This is a genomic window from Lactiplantibacillus sp. DA1, from assembly GCF_032681335.1.
Taxonomy (GTDB): Bacteria; Bacillota; Bacilli; order Lactobacillales; family Lactobacillaceae; genus Lactiplantibacillus.
The window spans coordinates 514,891-533,872 of record NZ_JAWHTQ010000001.1; the positions used below are offsets into that span (position 1 = coordinate 514,891).

Below are 18,982 nucleotides of genomic sequence, written 5' to 3' on the forward strand. Positions count from 1 at the left end.
CTACTTAAATTTCACCATCTATATTTTCAATCATTTGTTTCAAAACATCTTTATAAACACCAGCAAACTTTTCCACTTTACTTCGTGTGAACAATGACTGCGCATAATTAATATCTATGGTTTGACCCCAGACAAAAATTGCAAGATCAGTAAATGCATCCTTCACAGTTTCTTGATTCATTTCTGGAATACTCGTAAACAGTGATGAGTGCTTAAGCGCTTCTCGCTTGAACCCTTGAATACCGAAATAAGCTCTGTTTCCTGTAACTGAAATATTCAATTTCTCCAATACAGTTGGCAGTGGAATATCTTGGTTGTTCTGAGCCGCTATCATCTTTTCATCTACTATTTTTAACAAATCACTAAATGTCTTGATACTATCTAAGTCAATCGTAATAAGAAACTGATTAATGAATAATCCAATAAGATTCTCTACTCCGGTAACATTTCGACCAACTGTTGGTACTGCAATCGAAATCGCATTGTTCCTAGTAACTCTGGACAGAAGCACAAAGTACACAGTTAGCAGTAGATTATGCATAGTTGTACCCTCGTTGACAACCAACACTTTCAATTCATGATATAACTCATCATCAAGTCGAATATACACATCATCACCAAGTTGATTACTTTCAATCTGTGTCTGGTCAACTGGTAATAACAAAGGTTGGTAGCAACTAAGTTCATGTTGCCAGTAATCAATTTGTCTTTTAGCCTGTGTACCATTCAGAAAATTCTGCTGACATTTAGCAAAATCTTTGTATTGATAAGGAAGTTCAGGCAAATCCTTCCCCCTATAGAATGCTTCAATCTCATCTAAGAAGATACTTGTAGACCACCCGTCAAATGCAATATGATCGATGACACAAGTAAACTCACCGTTATAAATATTGGCTTTAATCGGAATTTCCTGTTGAAGATTGAAAACATGACTAAAGTACCGATTGCGATCTATCTTTTCTTGTTTGACAGTAAACGGCGTATCATCAACAATCTGAAAACCATCATAAATTTTAGAACGCAATATTTGCTGCCGCTTAACCTCCTTTTCTATAGCAATTATCAGACGTTCAACATCAACATTTGGCTTTAATTTGAATGCAATCTTGACATTCGTATATGAATTAGTTGGCTCTTTTTGGTAAGACGCTTGTGCCGAAGATAAGCATTGCTCAATTACATCCTTAAAAGTCTGCTTTGTCACAGATAATGACTTTTCAGCATCGTTGATGTTCTTATTTGCTACCAACTCTGCAATATTTTTCAAGGTCTTAGCCTTAAAAATCTCTTTTATTGTGACTTGCTTTCCAAAATGATTTTTGAGAATGCTAATCAACTTGATAACTTTAATGGAATCACCACCAATGGTAAAAAAGTTCTCGAGCATGGACGTATTATCTAACTTCAACGTCAGCAAATCACAAACAATCTGTTTTACTTGTTCTTCTGTTGAATTCTGTGGCTCTACATAAATCACACCATTATCGTATGATATTTCAGGCAATGCCCTACGATCGATTTTTCCATTAATCGTGAGAGGAAACTCTGAAATATGTTGATAGCCAGAAGGCATCATATAATCTGTCAAATACTGTGAAATAACACGTTCGATGTCCTTACGTGCTATTTCTTGATTGCTAACATAATATACACCCAAATACTTACTGCCTTCTTTACCTAGCGCTAATGCCAATACTTGCTTAACACCAGGAACACGTAACATAGCACTTTCAATCTCTCCGAGTTCGATACGGAATCCTCGAATTTTGACCTGAAAATCATTACGACCAATCAGTTCAAATTCACCATTTGAAAGTACACGAACTATATCACCAGTCTTATAAATTCGACTGTACTCACTTAAGTGTTGATCGTTATATGGATTATTCAAGAAGGCGTGCTGTGTTAATTCTGGTTGACCATAATACCCTCGCGACAATTGCGGCCCAGAAATATACAACTCACCAACTGCACCTTGAGGCAATAAACGCTTTTTCCTGTCCAAAACTAAATGCGTATAGTTTGGAAATGGCTGGCCGACATTCGAATAGTTTGATTCAATACGTTTCATAGAAGTCCAAACTGTTCCTTCAGTAGGGCCGTAAATATTAATGAGATTGATATTATCGAATCGTTTAGCAAATGCAGCGTTCATTTTTTCGCCACCGACCATAATCGTTGTTAAGCTAGTGTTTAATATTTGTGAATCATTATCCTGGAAAAAGTAACTAATTCTTCCAGGCGTTGATTGCAATGTAGTGACATCATGGCTAGCCATAAACTGTGGGAAGTCTTCTGGCTCACCAGCAAATAAGTTAACTGTCTTCCCACGTAGTAACTGACCGAACACCTCTGTCCCAAAAATATCAAACACATATTCTGCAATACAACCAAATTCGATATTAGTCGTACCAGTCTTTTTAATTGCAGCCAAGATATTTGATAAGTAAATTATAAAGTTTCGATGTTCAACCATAACACCTTTAGGCTGACCAGTTGTGCCAGATGTAAAGATAATGTAGGCCAAATCATTTGGCTTAACTGCCAAATTAAGATTATTTTTTAGATTGCTAAATGATTGAGCCATGAACTCACTATCAATAACTAATTTTGCTTCAACCTTCTCAACGATATACTTTATGCGCTCCTTAGGAAATGTCACTGCCATCGGAACGTAAACTGCGCCCGCTTTCAAAATCGCCAAAATGGCAATAATGGTATTCTCACTTTTAGGCAGCAGTAACGGTACTCGATCACCTAGCTTAATATCATAATCTTCAACCAGCGTATGTGCCACCCTATTTGCTCTTTGATTTAACTCTTCAAAGGTATAACGGATATTCTTGAAATCAAGGGCAATATTATTAGGATGTTCACGGACCTGCTGCTCAAATTCTTCAGCGATAGTCTTCTCAGGATAATAAGCAGTACCAAAGTTTGGAGCCTTTTCAATAAAGGTAAAGCTATTGACTCCCTTTACAATCTGTGATACTAACCGCTGAACCATCGCAAATAGGTGATCAATTGTCGCTTCCGCAAAAATCTCACCAGCAAACATTAAACTAAAACTTAAACTATCTGATAACTCTGACAACATAACAGTTAAGGGATAATCTAGTTTTTCTTGTGCACGAAAATTGTGCACCTTTAGCATACTGCTCGAACTATCAGTAGATACCGGATAGTTTTCATAAACAAACAATGTGTCAAATAATCGCGTTCCATTTCTCTGTAAGCCAGCCAAACTGACATTGCTATGCATCATGCACTCATTATTAATATCCTGCAATTTATGCAATTGATAGTTAATCGACTTATCAGTGTGACTAAATTGAATTGGTAGCGTTCGAATATATAGTCCTACACTATCTTCAATCTTTTCAATTGGAATATTACGGCCAGCATTAACCACACCAACTGTCGTTGAACTAACCCCTCCATAAATGCTTAGTAATTTATGCCAAGCATATTGCAATACGATGCTTGTTGTAATGCCATTTTCCTTTGTAAAGCGTTTCAACTGACGATATAGCTCACCAGAAATTCGGTATAACTTAGTTTTGGGATCAGTAATACGTTTAACTTCTTCAAGCTTAACTTCATGTGCCTGCAATTTAAATAGACCATTCAAATCGGGATGAACAGGCTCCGAAAGATTTTTCTGCCAGTACTCATCATCTATATGTTCAGGCTGAGAAAGATATCGTTGTGCATTCACGTAGGCTGAGTCATCAGAAAATTCTGTCACCTTGTCTTGCATCAGATTGGCATACATAGTATGCACATAATTCAAAAGTACCGGATTGGACCATCCATCAGAGATTGCATGATGGTTGGTCAATACACAGGTATATTCATTAGCATCATTCTTAACCAAACAAACTCTGAGCAAGCTTCCCTTCTTCAAATCAAACCCCATAATCCGTTGATTATGGACAACGTTCTCAACTGACTCACCTGTTACGAAGTTAAAATCAAGGTACCCATGAATCGGAATCACTTGTAGAAGAGTTCCGTATTCCGAACTTAATGCTAATCTCAAACTCGGAAAATGATCCTGTGCCAATTTCCAAGCACGTCTATACATCTGAACATTAATCGGTTGATCATAATCAAAAATATATGAACAAACATAGGCATCATCATTAGTATCATTATTTAATGATTGATAAATAAATCCCTCTTGCAGCTTATTTGCTGGTAAAATCGTTTGTAATTCCTGTTCTTGTTGTAAACTGTCTAGGTTCTTCTTTGAAATATCAACCTCAATGTCCTCAACTGTTAAGTAAGTCCGTTCAGCTGTAGACAAATCCTCAATTAACTTTCCAAGTTCAGCGTAATATTGCTTAGCTAAGACCGAAACCTCTGATTGCTTTCCCACAAATTCAAATGATAATTTTTGTTCAGATATGGCACCATTAATTTGTAAGAAGTCCGAAGTCGATGCCTGCTTACCCACAACTGTGTCTTCTGGAATTACAGACCATGGGTTCAACTCACCATTGTTTAATTGACCTAGATAATTAAATGTGATTCCAGGCAACTTATCATCATGAATTCCGAAACGTTCTCCATAGCCCACACCATAATCTCTTACTTGAGAAGTATAATGCTTGGTTTCCAATAAATCAGTCGAAATTGTTTGTGGATACATTGCGGTAAACCAACCAACTGTTCGATGAACGTTTAATTGATCTGAGAGCTCGGCACGCCCATGAGACTCTAATCTTACATAATTGATATCAGTTTTTGTGATAACCTTCAAAGAACGTGCAAGAGCTGTCAACAAAACGTCATTAATTTTAGTATGGTAAATTCGATTTGCGCGCTTTAATAATGCATCCGTTATTTTCCTATCAAAACTAACTATTACTGTTTGGCTTTCACCTTCTTGTTGAAAATCGTTATTATATTTACCAATCGTAACTGGTTTAAATTCCGAGGGATGTTTTTTCGTATATGTTGTCCATTGTCGATAGCTTGTTCCCTTTGCCGGTAAAATAGCATGATTATACAAACTATTAAGATCGTCTGCCAGTATTTGCCAAGAAACAGTATCAATTATCAGATGATGACAAATAACTATCAATGTGTTGTCTTGTTCATCTACCACAAATCGATATAAGATCCCATTCAGGTCAAAACTTACTTGTGAATCAGTGAGCTGTGACTCCGCCTTCACAAACTGAAGTTTTACTGACTCAATTTTCTTTGAATACATTTGCTTTTGACCATCAAAGCGCATACGAAGCACATCATGGTAGTTAACTAATTCCGTTAACGCTACTTTTAGTCGTTTGTAATCCACATTACTTGGTAATTTAATCTTAAATGCCTGAATAAAACGTGAAGATTTAACTTCATCAAAGAACCATTTCTGGATAGACGATAACTGAACTTCACCAGTTAGTGTGCCTTGTTCACTTATCAGCTTGTCTACTATTTTATGACCACATAACATTGCCATATTTCGTATGCTCTTTGTTGCAAAAATTTGTTTAATTGTTATCGTCTGATGTAACTGTTGTTCAATTCGGTTACTCAGCTGAATTGCCTTTATTGAGTCTCCTCCTAAACGGAAAAAACTTTCAGTTACACTAACCTGACTGACATTGATTCCCAGCACTTCCGCAAATATCCGCTGTAATTCAAATTCACTTTGAGTCTTTGGTTCAATAAACCCTTTTTCATTCAAGGTAGGCTTAGGTAATGCCCGGCGGTCCAATTTACCATTAAAAGTTAATGGAAAAGCATTTAATTTAACAAAAGCGCTCGGCACCATATAATCCGGTAGAGTTGTCGATAGTTGTTGCTTAATACTCTCTTCAGAAAGCTGATTACCGGAAATATAGTAGGCCACCAGCTGTTGATTAACTGCAAGTACGATAGCTTTTGTTATCCCCTTGATTTCAATCAATCTAGTCTCAACTTCACCTAACTCGATACGCAGTCCACGAACTTTGACTTGCATATCATTTCGGCCTAGATATTCAATATTTCCATTGCTTAATAAACGAACCAAATCACCCGTTTTATAAATTCTACCTAACTTAGCATTGATCACAAATTTTTGTGCTGTTAATTCGGGTTGGTTGATATAGCCACGGGCTAATTGAACACCACCCAGTGCTAATTCACCGATGGCTCCCACAGGTAACAAATGATCTGTTCGACTTAATACATAACAGTTCGTATTTGCTACAGGCTTACCTATCAATACCTTATTCAAATTATCCTTATTACAATCAAAATAAGTTACATCAATACTTGCTTCAGTAGGGCCATATAAATTAAATAATCTAGTTGCTGGCATTAACTTTCGGAAAAGCTTGACACTATTAATATTCAACGCCTCACCAGAACAGAAAACATACTTGAGCGACGTCAATTTAAAGTTTGGCAAAGTATCGTCAGAGCGATACACATCTAATGTCTCTAAAAAGGCATCCAACATACTTGGAACAAAATGCATTACCGTAATGTTTTTATTGTCGATTTCATTGGCGAGATATACTGGATCCTTATGACCACCTTCAAGTGCAAAAACAATCCGTGCGCCTTCAAGGAGTGCCCATACTTGCTCCCACACTGAAACATCAAAGACAAAATTAGTCTTTTGATATACACGATCTTTTTCAGTGATCGGATAAGTAGCATTCATCCATTGAATTCGATTACTTAGACCACCATGTTCAATCATGACACCTTTGGGTTTACCAGTTGTACCAGAAGTAAAAATAATATACGCTAAATCAGATAATTTTGGCCGATACTTTGGCGCCAAGGTAGAACATTCTTTAGGGATAATATAATTATCATCAACAATCACTTTTGCATTGATTTGTTTTAAGATAAACTGTTTGCGTTCTTCTGGGAATTCCGGAGATACTGGAACATACGCACACCCCGCCTTTAATACTCCCCAAATGGCAATTGACATTTTTTCGCTTCGCTTCATAATCAGTGGGACTTTGTCCCCTGGCCGGATACCAGCATTTAACAAGCTATTCGCGAACTTATTAGTCAATTTATCAAATGTTTCATATGTCAATTGGATATTCTGATATTCAATTGCAACATTTTGCGGTGTTTTTGCTACTTGTTCTTTAAATAATTCAACCACTGTTTTTTTAGGATAATTTACTACATCTCCACGAGCCACCACGTCAACTTTTCCAACATTTTGCATAGGAACATTATTCTGTACTAAAAGTTTTTCTAGCAATGTCATGTACGTATTAAGCATTGACGAAATTGTAGTTTTTTTATAAATATCACTACAATAATTGAAACTAATATATCCGTTTTCAACCATTACAGAAAGATCATATTTGGCAGAATTTCCTGTTAGGCCTTGGTTAATACCGCTAAATAAATTACTATTTTTAATTTCCTTGGAAAAATCTTGTACACTAAAGAGCACCTGAAAAATTGCATTTCTTGATGAGTCACGCTCAACATTCAAAGACTTTACAATCTGCTCAAAAGGAATATCCTGCATATTCTGAACACCCTGAACTTTCAAAGAATTACTTGAAAGTAACTCTTTGAATGATTGCTCTTCATCAACCTTTGTACGGATAGGCAACGTATTGATAAAGAAGCCAATCAAATCTTCAGTTCCCTCAATATTACGATTAGCCAATGGCGTGCCAACAATAATGTCATTTTGATAACTAAACCTTGATAACATTAGGTCTAATACACTAAGCATTACTGTATATAAACTAGTTTTCTGTTTTTTAGCAAAATTAAGTAGTTCATGCTCTAGTTTATTATTAAACGGAACTTGAAGTGTTTTACCTCGGTAAGTGAAATTCTTAGGGCGCTCATAATCTGCTGGAAGATTTAACGTTTCATATCCTGACAATTCTTTCTTCCAAAAATCAAGCTGTTCTTGGACGGCACTCGAAGCAACATACTTTCGTTGCCACTGTGCAAAATCCTTATACTGAACGGTCAAAGACACTAGTGGTTCTTGATAATACAATTGATGTAATTCACGTAAGAATACTTCAGTAGACCAGCCATCAAATGCCATATGATGAATATCAACAACTAATTTCCTGGCATAAAGATTGACTCGAATTGGAATATTCTTTGTTAGATTGAACGGTCGATTTAGGTACTCGTTCACATCAATACAATCATGGGTAATTTGTAATTCTTGGTTGGTTACAATCTGATAATCACCTTTGATGCATGTCCGTAAGATTTCATGCCGCTGTACAAGTGACTTTAACGCACTCTCTATCTTTTCTTTTGATACATCTTTCTTAAGATTCAGTACTACCGGTACATTATATGCACTCAAATTATCTTCAAATTGTTCTACAAACCATAATCGTTCTTGCGCAAAGGATAATTTCTGATCGGATACTTTTTCAAAATTCCCCTTAGTTACGCGAACATAGTTTGATTTCATTTTGGCCAGTTCTCGAATGTTTCTCGAATCAAAAATTTGTTTCACTTGTAAATTGATATGATTGGCTAATTTTAACGCTAAGATGGAATTACCACCAAGTTCATAAAAGTCGTCCAAAACTGAAACTCGTTCAAGATTCAATAAACCACAAATTTCTTCAGCAATTTGTTTTTCCCGTGCAGTTTTAGGTGCAACAAACTTGGCATGCTCAATCTCCGGCTCTGGTAATTTACGTAAATCAATCTTGCCATTAATCGTCATTGGAAATTTATCCAAATGAACATAGTTACTTGGTACCATGTAAGAAGGTAACTGTTTTTCAAGAGTATGTTCTAGTTTTCCTTGATAATAAGCAATTAGATTTGTGCCATGGACTCTCACTAAACACCGAGTAATACTTGGCTGCTCCATCAACCGCGCTTCAATTTCCCCCAGTTCTACACGAAAACCACGAATTTTCACTTGAAAATCATTTCGTCCTAAATAGATGAAATCGCCACTTGGTAATTGTTTAACCATATCCCCTGTTCTATACAGCCTACATAATCTTGGATGATTAATAAACGCTTTTTCAGTTTTTCTTCGATCAGAAATATATCCTCTTGCAACACCTGGCCCACCAATACATAGCTCACCAATCGCTCCAATTGGAACTACTCGATTTTGATTATCTAATGCACATGCAGTCATATTTTTTAATGCTTGCCCAATATTATTTGAGCTCATACCACTTTCGTATTCTTTGACAGTTCCAATTACCGTTACTTCTGTAGGACCATACGCATTAAACATCTGAGTATGATTCTTTTCATACGCCTTATAGATTTCTTCAGGGGTGGACTCACCCGCAACCACCAATTTATTAACTGGAAGTAAATCCTCAGCATTTAATACAGCTGGCGGTAAAATCATCAGACTAATTTTATTTTTAATGACAAATTGTTTTAACAACTGATAATCTACTCTGATTAGATTGTCTAATAAATAAATATTAGCACCCGTAAGCAATCCATAGAACAATTCTAGTACAGACACATCAAACACAAAATTTGCAAAGTGAGTCATTCGCAATTTACTTTGTGCCCCCAACAACTGAATATGATTATAAATCGTATTCACTACACCACGCTGTTCGACCATTACTCCCTTCGGCTTACCGGTTGTACCAGAAGTAAATATGATATATGCCAAAGAATCAGTAGGAATATTCAGTGCTAAATTATTGCCATCATCAGACGTAACTTGAAATTCATCATCAATAACTAAATTGGCATGAATCTTATCAAGTATATAATCAACTCTTTCTTTCGGATAATCTAAACTTAGTGGAACATAATTTGCACCAGCTTTTAATACGCCTAAGATTGCAATAACAAATCGCTCATTCCGGGGTAATAAAATTGGAACATGCATCCCCGGCTTAATTCCCTGATCAATTAAAGAATGTGCCACTTTATTTGCTCTGATATTCAACTCACCATATGTTAATTGATATTGTTTAAAATTAATTGCGACCTGATCAGGCGTCCTCAGAACCTGTTCTTCAAACAAATTTGCTAAAGACTTCTCTGGATAATTTTCATGCTGACACGCAATTTCTTGCATACTAAGTTGAATAGAGTCAAGTCTCCTACTTGGTTCATTAGCAATTTGTTTTAAAATCAACTCATAAGTTTTTACGATATTCAGAATAGTCTCACGCTTAAACAGCTTTGTCGCATAGGTTAAGTTCAAGTCGTTTCCACGATACGTCAACGAAAAATCAAACTTACTACTTTTCAATGATAAATTCTGGTTCAAACTGTTAAACAGTGCGTTCTTTCCTATCAACGAATCCATATTATCTTCAATACTAAACATAATTTGAAAGATTGGATTTCGTGACATGTCCTTTTTAATATGCAATGCTTCAACAAGTTGCTCAAATGGTAAGTCCTGATTTGCTTGAGAAATAGCTATTTTACGAGTAACTTTTGACAAAAGGTCTGTGAATTTAATTCCATTATCAAATGTTGTTCTGATTGCTAAACTGTTGACAAAGAAACCTATCATATCTTCAGTTCCCTGAATATGTCGTCCCGCGATGGGAGTTCCTACGACAACATCATTCTGATTACTATATGCTGATAATAGTAAAACAAATGCACTAAGCGCTACGCAATAAAAACTCGTATCATGCATCCTTGCAACTTGATTCAACTGTTGAATTAATCCATCACTCAAATGATAGTTCAATTCATCTCCTGTATAATCAAATCTTTGAGGACGCACATAGTCAATTGGAAAATCAATTGGTGAATATCCATTAAGCTCCTTCAACCAATAGCTACGCTGTGGTTTTAGCATATCTTGAGTTTGATTGTTAATCTGCCACTTAGCAAAATCTTTGTACTGAACTGTTTTTCGCGGCAAATCTTTACCATTATAGAGATCCGTTAATTCTGTTAAGAAAATGTCAGTTGACCAACCATCAAAAGCGATATGGTGAACATTAATTGCTAACTGATTATGGTATATATTAATGCGAATTGGTATCTCACTAGAAAGATGGAACTTATACGCAAAGAATTCATCAATATTAATCGGTTCATGCGTAATTTTGACTGGACTGGTCATTACTTGCTGATATGATCCTCTAATCACAGTACGCAAAACTTCATGCCGCTGTATAACAGTTTGAATAGACTCCTCGAGTTTGGCATGATCAACATTTTCTTGAAGGTCCAATAACATTGGAATGTTATAGGCATTCGTCCCTCCCTCTAACTGGTCAATGAAGAAAAGACGTTCTTGCGCAAACGAAAGGTTCTGATCCTCCTCATGCAAAAATTTTTGCTTACTAATTTTTTGAATACTATCGTGCTGCATAGCTAAATTTGCTACTGTCTTACAATCAAAAATAGTTTTAACAGAGACATTAATCATATTAGCCAGGGAAATGGCAATAATCGAATTACCACCTAGTCTAAAGAAGTTAGCCTTTACAGAAACCGAATTTAGATTAAGCACTTTAGCAAAAGCATCTGCAATTTCCTTTTCACGCCGATTTCGTGGTGCTACATATTCTTCTTGTTGTACCGGCTCAGGAAGTGCCCGTACATCAAGTTTGCCATTAATAGTTAGTGGAAAATCAAGCATGTGCATATACATGCTAGGAACCATATAATCAGCAAGTGATTTTGACAGTTGATTATACAAATCATCAGAGTCGATACTACTTTTTGAAATGTAATATGCAATTAGATTTCCATCTTTTGCGATAACTTTTGCCTGTTCAATACCTTCAACTGCTTGTAATTGCTTTTCAATTTCACCCAGTTCTACACGATATCCTCGAATTTTAACTTGAAAATCTTTCCGACCAAAATATTGAAACGAATCATCATATAACCGTCGTACCAAATCACCGGTATCATAAATAATACCTTTTCCAAATGGATTATTGATATAATGCTTTTCTGTCTCTTCAGCTCGATTTAAATAGCCTCGTGTTACTTGAGCTCCACCGATATACAAATTACCGACAGCTCCTGCTGGTAACAATTGTCGATTATCATCTAGCACGTAGGCATCTACGCCACCAATCGGGCGTCCAATTGACAAATCATGTACATCATTATTGGCAAAACTTAAGACAGTTGTTTCAGTTGGTCCGTAACAATTATTTAACTGAATTGGCGTATCAGCATATTTATTAATAACATCTCGTGTAATTGCTTCACCGCCACAATAAATATATTCCAAACTGGATACACGATTTAAATCAACACGAGCTGCTAACGATGGTGTCATACCAATAGCATTAATCTGATATTGATTCAGTGTGCTAATGAATTTATCAATATCAAATATCAAGTCCGTATCAAGTACAACAACACTTTCTCCTAATACAAAAGGTCGAATTAAATCATGTACTGATGAATCAAATACATATTCAAAGAATGCACCATTTTTCATTCCCTCATGCATTCCGGAATTTTTCATTCTACTAACTTCAAGTACATAATTACTCAAATTATGATGTTCAACCATCACGCCCTTAGGATTCCCACTCGTGCCAGAAGTAAAAATCAAATACGCTAATTGATTTTGTTCAATTCTCATCTGGAGATTCTCATCATCTCTGGGAAAATCACGTTCCATAAATTGATCATCAATTACAAATTGGGCGTTACAAGCCTTAGTAATAAAATTTATTCGTTCACTAGGATATTTCAAACTAACTGGCACATATGCTGCACCGGCTTTCAATACCGACAAAATTGCGACTACCATCTTGTCCGTTCTTCGCAACAGCAATGGAATCTTTTGTTCTGACTTCACATCGAGTTTTTTAACCAGATAATTTGCAACTCGGTTAACTCTTCTATTTAGTTCAGCATAAGTCCATTTTTTATCGTCAAACTCTAACGCCAATGCATTCGGATGTTTCATAACCTGCTGTTCAAAAAGATCAATAACTGATTCATGATTATCCGTCTTAGGAAAAGTCAAAAGTTGATTTTTCTCAATCTGCGTAATCATTGATAATTTCGAGAGTTTATTATTTAAGCTTTGGACAAAGTTTTCCAACATAATTGTTAAACTATGCACTAACATATCTACTGTTGGACGCTCAAACAATGTTGAATCATAGTTCAAATGTAATTCCATATCGTTGTCATTTTCGAAAATTTCAAAAGTCAAAGCAAACTTTGACTCTGTTGTTTCATATGAGTCCTTAACAGCTGGAGCATCAAATCGGTGATGCATATTTTTAGTATTCTGAAAAACAAACATACAATCAAACATTGGATTCCCTACATCACTGGTTGCATGTAAGTCGTGTACAATATCTTCAAATTGATAATTTTGATGTGCCAATGAGGCTAACAACGTCTTTTTCATCATAGCCAAATATTCAAGAACTGTTAAATTTGGCTTTATATTCACACGAACAGGTAATGTATTAATAAACATTCCTAGCATATTCTCAGTGGCAGCATCAACTCGGCCACTTGCAACGGTTCCTAGAATGAAATCATTGCTGTGGTATGTCTTAGAAAGAAACGCACTTAGAACACTAAATAAGATCATGTACTCGCTACTACTAGTTTCATGTGCCAAATTGCGCAATTTCGCCACCATGTCAGCGTCGAACTTTTTATATACAGTAGTACCGACTGCCACATGATTTTTACTCCATGGATAGTCTGTTGCTAGTTCTAATCGTTGATAATCTATTAACTGACGATTCCACCACTGTTTGTCATCGCTTACGTCTAATTCATTAAACCATTCACTATAGTCTTTGTACTGAAATTTTACCGGGTCCAATTTTTCTCCACGATATAGTTTCTCTAATTCAGTATAAAAAACAGTCTCGCTTGTTCCATCAGTAATAATATGATGTTTGTCCACAAATAACTTATCTACTTTTTCACCTTTAATCAGTCGAATTCGCATCGTTTCTCCGGCTTCTAAGTCAAACGGCTTTACTAGCTCTTGATAATTACTTATCTCTTTATCAATTACTGTAAAATCAAGCTGATTATTAGAAAGTACCTTTTGCATGTAGTGATCATTTTGACGATAAAAAGCAGTTCTTAAAATCTCATGCCTTAAGACAAGCGCTTTCAATGCTCGCTTTAACCTATTTTCGTCTAATCTCGTAGAACTATTTAGTACAGTCTGTTCATTATAATCGGTACTATCATGGTTCAGTTCATATAAAACAAACATCCGCTTTTCAGCTGGACTCATTTGGAAAATGTTACGTGACTTACTTTGCTGGATAGTTGTTAATTTAGATTCATTATACGTATCTATGAACTTAGCTAATTTGCCTAACGGCTGGTTATTATAAATGTTTTCAGCAGTGAGGCGCTTACCACTAACTGCTACAATCGCATTTGCCAGCTGCATAGCTTGTAAAGAATTAGCACCCAATTGAAAGAAATTATCGTTTTTCCCAACATGATCTACCTTCAGGGCTCGTTCATATAGTTGAGCTAACGCTTTCTCAATTTCGGTCTTAGGAGCGACATAACCCACCCGCCTAATATTAATATCCGGTAATTTTTTACGATCAATCTTACCATTCTCATTTAACGGGAACGCTTTCATCCATTTGTAGTACTCTGGTTGCATATAGGAACTGAGTTTGTTCTTCACAGCGTTTTTAATAGCGCTTTCATTCAAAGGCGCATCACTCACGTAATACGCAATTAAAGTCTGATTTTTGTAACTAGTAACAACAACATCTCTAATTTCCGCAACTGTCAGGAGTTGTGTCTCAATTTCTGCAGGCTCCGTTCTAATACCATTAATATTTAACTGAAAGTCTTTGCGTCCTATGAACTCAAATTCATTATTCGGCAATTTTTTTACTAAATCACCAGTTGCGCACAAAACACCTTTGTCAAAAGGATTATCGATAAAGTGTTCCTGAGTCTCCAATTCCAAATTCAAGTAGCCATTAGCTAGTTGATTACCACTAAAACAAATCTCCCCAATCTGCCCCTCAGTAACTTCATTCATCTTGCCATCAACTACATATGCACGCATTCCATTTACAGGGTGTCCAATTTTATTAATATCATCAACTGTATTAATAATATTTGTAGTACCTGCATGAAATTCCGATTGTCCATAAACATTCACTAATGTAACTTGATTATCATGCGTGTTCGTGAATAACGATCGAGGAATCTTCTCACCAGCAACTGCAACGGTCTTAACAGAAGTCAGCCTACTGAAATCAATACTATTCGCTAACGATGGTGTACATTGAAAATAATTGATTTTTTCGGTATTAATATATCTTTCAAGATGATCAATGTCCTCAACAGCATTGGAATTGGAAATAACAAGTGTATCACCGTGTAACAACGCACCGAATATCTGAGTTGTCGCTACTGAGAACACATAATTAACCAAGAACAGCATATTATAATGTTCATCACTCAGACCAATTGCCTTCCAGTAAGAATCAATATGGCTGGTTACACTTAAGTTTGAATGTAAGACTCCTTTAGGATGTCCGGTTGTACCAGACGTGTATACAACATATGCCAGATCTTGGATACCGTGTTTACAGTCCGGATTACTACTATCTGTTCCTACTAATGCCTGACTCAACAATTTATCATCAACAATAATAGCAGCATTCGTTTGTTCACGAATAAAATCAATACGATTTTGTGGGTATTGCTTTGATAATGCTGTATATGCTGCACCAGCTTTTAATACTGCTATAATTGCAACAATCATATTTTCGCTACGGTCAAGAAGTAATGGGACAATATCACCGTGTTTCACTTGACAGTTTTTAATCAAATAATTAGCTGCAATATTAGATTTTTTATCAAGTTGTCGATAGTTTAACTTTTTCTGACCAAAAACAACTGCATTCTGCTCTGGTACCTTTTCTACCTGCTCTTCAAATCGTGTAATAATAGTATTGAGCATCAAATATCATCCTTTCTACAAAAAAATAGATGGCCTCACGAATGAGTCCATCTAAATCTATCAACGAGCTTCACTATAAATTAAAAGTTCAGATTGAAGTCCCCAATATTATGTTAACAATAGCTTTTTACATTACACCAAGAACATGCATAACAACACCAAAGGCGAAGAGGCCGAAGATGATAATAATTGGTGAAACTTTCTTCTTTAGTAACCACATTGACAAGAAGGTGATTAATAAGGCAGCTAATCCTGGAATTAATTGATTTAAGTTATCTTGTAAAGTCGTAACTTTATACTTATCGAGCGAACGACCAGCAGCTTGTTGCGTTAAGGCTTCCTTGATACCAGCAGCGCCCTTTGGTAATTTATCCCAATCAATATAAGCACCGGCACTTTGCTTGATTCGTGAAACTTTAACTGGACTGAAATCAACAACAACCCACCGTTCAATCAAAGCAGGTAAGATGAACATACCTAGAATTGATGCACCTTTAGTGATGTCTTGTAAAATACCACCAGATAAATCTTCAGTAATCTTAGAACCAGCTTTGTACCCGAATTCCTGTGTGTACCACATGAATCCTAAACGAAGTACGTTCCATACAACGAAGTATAGGATTGGACCCATGATACTACCGCCCAAAGCAAGAGAAGCAGCTAAGGCACCAATAATTGGCTTCAACGTGAACCAGAACACTGGATCACCAACACCAGCTAAAGGACCCATCATACCAACTTTAACCCCTTGAATCGTAACATCATCAATTGGAGCACCATTGGCACGTTCTTCTTCCAACGCCATCGTGACACCAATGATTGGTGAGGCAACGTATGGATGAGTGTTAAAGAATTCCAAATGACGCTTTAAAGCTGCGGCACGGTCTTCTTTAGTTGTATATAACTTTTTAAGTACTGGGATTAAAGTAAATGCCCAGCCACCATTTTGCATACGTTCGTAGTTCCATGAACCTTGAAGGAAGTTAGAACGCATCCAAACCTTAATACGATCACTTTTAGTAATTTGTACTTTATTATCAGCCATTTTCTTTCCCTCCTTCGTTAGTATTTATCGATAATATCGCCGACAGGGTCACCAGTGTTAGAGCCACCGCCATTACCAGAACCGCCCATCTTAGAAAGGTTCAAGTAAATAAGAGCCATGGCAACACCAATTGCACCAAGTCCGATAAGTGTAATTTCACTAACAGCAGCTAATACGAAACCTAAGGCAAAGAATGGCCACATTTCGCGAGAAGCCATCATGTTGATAACCATTGCGTAACCAACGGCAACAACCATACCACCACCGATTGATAAACCATCAGTTAACCATGCAGGCATAGCATTCAACATTGACTTAACAGGGCCAGCACCAACGGCTAGAATCAAAGCAGCTGGAATGGCAATCCGTAAACCTTGCATACAAATTGCAAGAACATGCCAGAATTCAAGTTTTCCAAAACTACCTTCTTCAGCAGCACGGTCCATGATATGAACAATGATAGTTGCTAAAGTACGTGCAAGAATGGTTAAGAGTAAACCAGCAACGGCCAAAGGAACGGCAATTGCAATGGCTGAAGAAACTCCGGCACGGCCTTGACCACCTAAAACTAAGATAATTGCGGATGCAATGGCAGCTAAAGCGGCATCAGGAGCAACAGCGGCACCAACGTTTGACCAACCTAACGCGATCATTTGTAGGCTACCACCTAAAATAATACATGGTACTAATTGACCAGTAACTAATCCGATCAGCGCACATGCAACAACTGGTTGATGGAAATGGAATTCATCCAAAATACCTTCCATACCAGCTAAAAATGCAACGAGTACGACTAAAATCATTTGAATTGCATTCAAATTCATGATTTAATCCTCCATTTTCTTCTGATAGTTATCTATACTACTTTTGTTCATTTAACATGTTTTGAGCCTTTTTAAGAATATTATCCATATTATCCTTACTATCTGAAGGAACTTTACGAACATCAAATTCGACGCCGTCTTGTTCCAACTTCTTGTAAGTATCAATATCATCTTGATCAAAAGCCAAAACTTTGTTTGGTTGAACTTTACCAACTGAGTGCGCCATTGAACCAATGTTCAAGGTCTTAATTGGTACGCCACCCTCGATTGCACGTAATGCATCTTGTGGCGTTTCGAATAAGACCAACGCCTTTTGACCACCAAAGTGCTTGTCGTCTTTAGCAATCTTAATCATTTGATCAATTGGAATAACATGAGCATGTACGCCTGCTGGAGCAGCTTGCTTAATCATGTTTGAACGTAAATCATCCTTAGCAACACTATCGGAAACAACAATGATCCGAGTTGGGTTAACTGTCTTACTCCAAGCAGTAGCAACTTGTCCATGCAAGAGTCGCGAGTCAATCCGTGCTAACCCATATTCCAACTTCCCTGGCCGGCCAGCGTTATTGTTGGTCGTTGCAGCGGCAGCAGCCTTTTCTTCCTTAGGTGCTAATGCTTCAGGACGAACCTTTACGCCATCCTTAGCAGTTTCAATGATATGCGTGGCAATTTCGTGTGCCGAATCCATTGAAAGTCGTGAAGCATACGCTTCAATTAACATTGGCAAGTTCAAACCGGCAACGATTGCCCATTTGTCCTTGTGTGCTTCAAACAAGCCGTTAACTTGATTGAATGGTGTCCCGCCCCAAAGGTCGACTAAGAATAAGACTTGCTCTTGATCGTCGAATGAAGCAATGGCTTTTTCCAACTTAGCCTTGATGTCGTCAGGGCCTTCGCTAGGCATCAACGTAACGGCTTGAACGTTTTCTTGTTCGCCGAAAATCATTGATCCAGATTGATAGATGCCTTTAGCGAATTCGCCGTGACTAGCAATGATAATGCTTACCATCTTTGTACCTCCTATTTTTTCGTTACAGTCATATAAAACGAATAAATAATATCTAAATTGCCTGTAACTATTTATGTTTTTGATACTGTAAGCGCAATCTTTTTCGCACTCACTTATATATATGCAAATTCCGTGCCAAAATACACTAGAGCTAAAAGCCCTTATTTCAGGTTCAAATTTGATACACTAGTGTGATACAGTATTAAAAATGATTATTTTGTGTGTCA

The 18,982-nt window shown here is 36.7% G+C and carries 4 protein-coding genes; all 4 read right to left on the reverse strand.

Features of this window, described 5'->3' with window-relative positions; all coding sequences use genetic code 11:
• Positions 1-4: 4 nt before the first annotated feature.
• The 4 genes from RXV91_RS02450 to RXV91_RS02465 all read right to left on the reverse strand — a co-directional run bounded on the left by RXV91_RS02450 (position 5) and on the right by RXV91_RS02465 (position 18,755).
• Positions 5-15,874 carry a non-ribosomal peptide synthetase gene (locus tag RXV91_RS02450; RefSeq protein ID WP_316438509.1) on the reverse strand — a complete coding sequence of 5,290 codons (15,870 nt, stop codon included), beginning with the start codon at positions 15,872-15,874 and terminating at the stop codon, positions 5-7.
• Between the two features lie 127 nt (positions 15,875-16,001).
• Positions 16,002-16,919 carry a PTS system mannose/fructose/sorbose family transporter subunit IID gene (locus RXV91_RS02455; RefSeq protein ID WP_011101059.1) on the reverse strand — a complete coding sequence of 306 codons (918 nt, stop codon included), beginning with the start codon at positions 16,917-16,919 and terminating at the stop codon, positions 16,002-16,004.
• A 17-nt stretch (positions 16,920-16,936) separates the two neighbouring features.
• Positions 16,937-17,743: a PTS mannose/fructose/sorbose transporter subunit IIC gene (locus tag RXV91_RS02460; protein WP_011101058.1), complete on the reverse strand. Its 807-nt coding sequence runs from the start codon at positions 17,741-17,743 to the stop codon at positions 16,937-16,939.
• A 37-nt stretch (positions 17,744-17,780) separates the two neighbouring features.
• Positions 17,781-18,755, reverse strand: a complete 975-nt coding sequence (locus RXV91_RS02465) for a mannose/fructose/sorbose PTS transporter subunit IIA (RefSeq protein ID WP_011101057.1) — start codon at positions 18,753-18,755, stop codon at positions 17,781-17,783.
• Positions 18,756-18,982 lie beyond the last annotated feature (227 nt).

Bases quoted from the DNA above. Each gene is read 5' to 3' on its own strand.
- RXV91_RS02450 (WP_316438509.1), bottom strand. From the start codon at position 15,874: ATGCTCAATACTATTATTACACGATTTGAAGAGCAGGTAGAAAAGGTA.
- RXV91_RS02455 (WP_011101059.1), bottom strand. From the start codon at position 16,919: ATGGCTGATAATAAAGTACAAATTACTAAAAGTGATCGTATTAAGGTT.
- RXV91_RS02460 (WP_011101058.1), bottom strand. From the start codon at position 17,743: ATGAATTTGAATGCAATTCAAATGATTTTAGTCGTACTCGTTGCATTT.
- RXV91_RS02465 (WP_011101057.1), bottom strand. From the start codon at position 18,755: ATGGTAAGCATTATCATTGCTAGTCACGGCGAATTCGCTAAAGGCATC.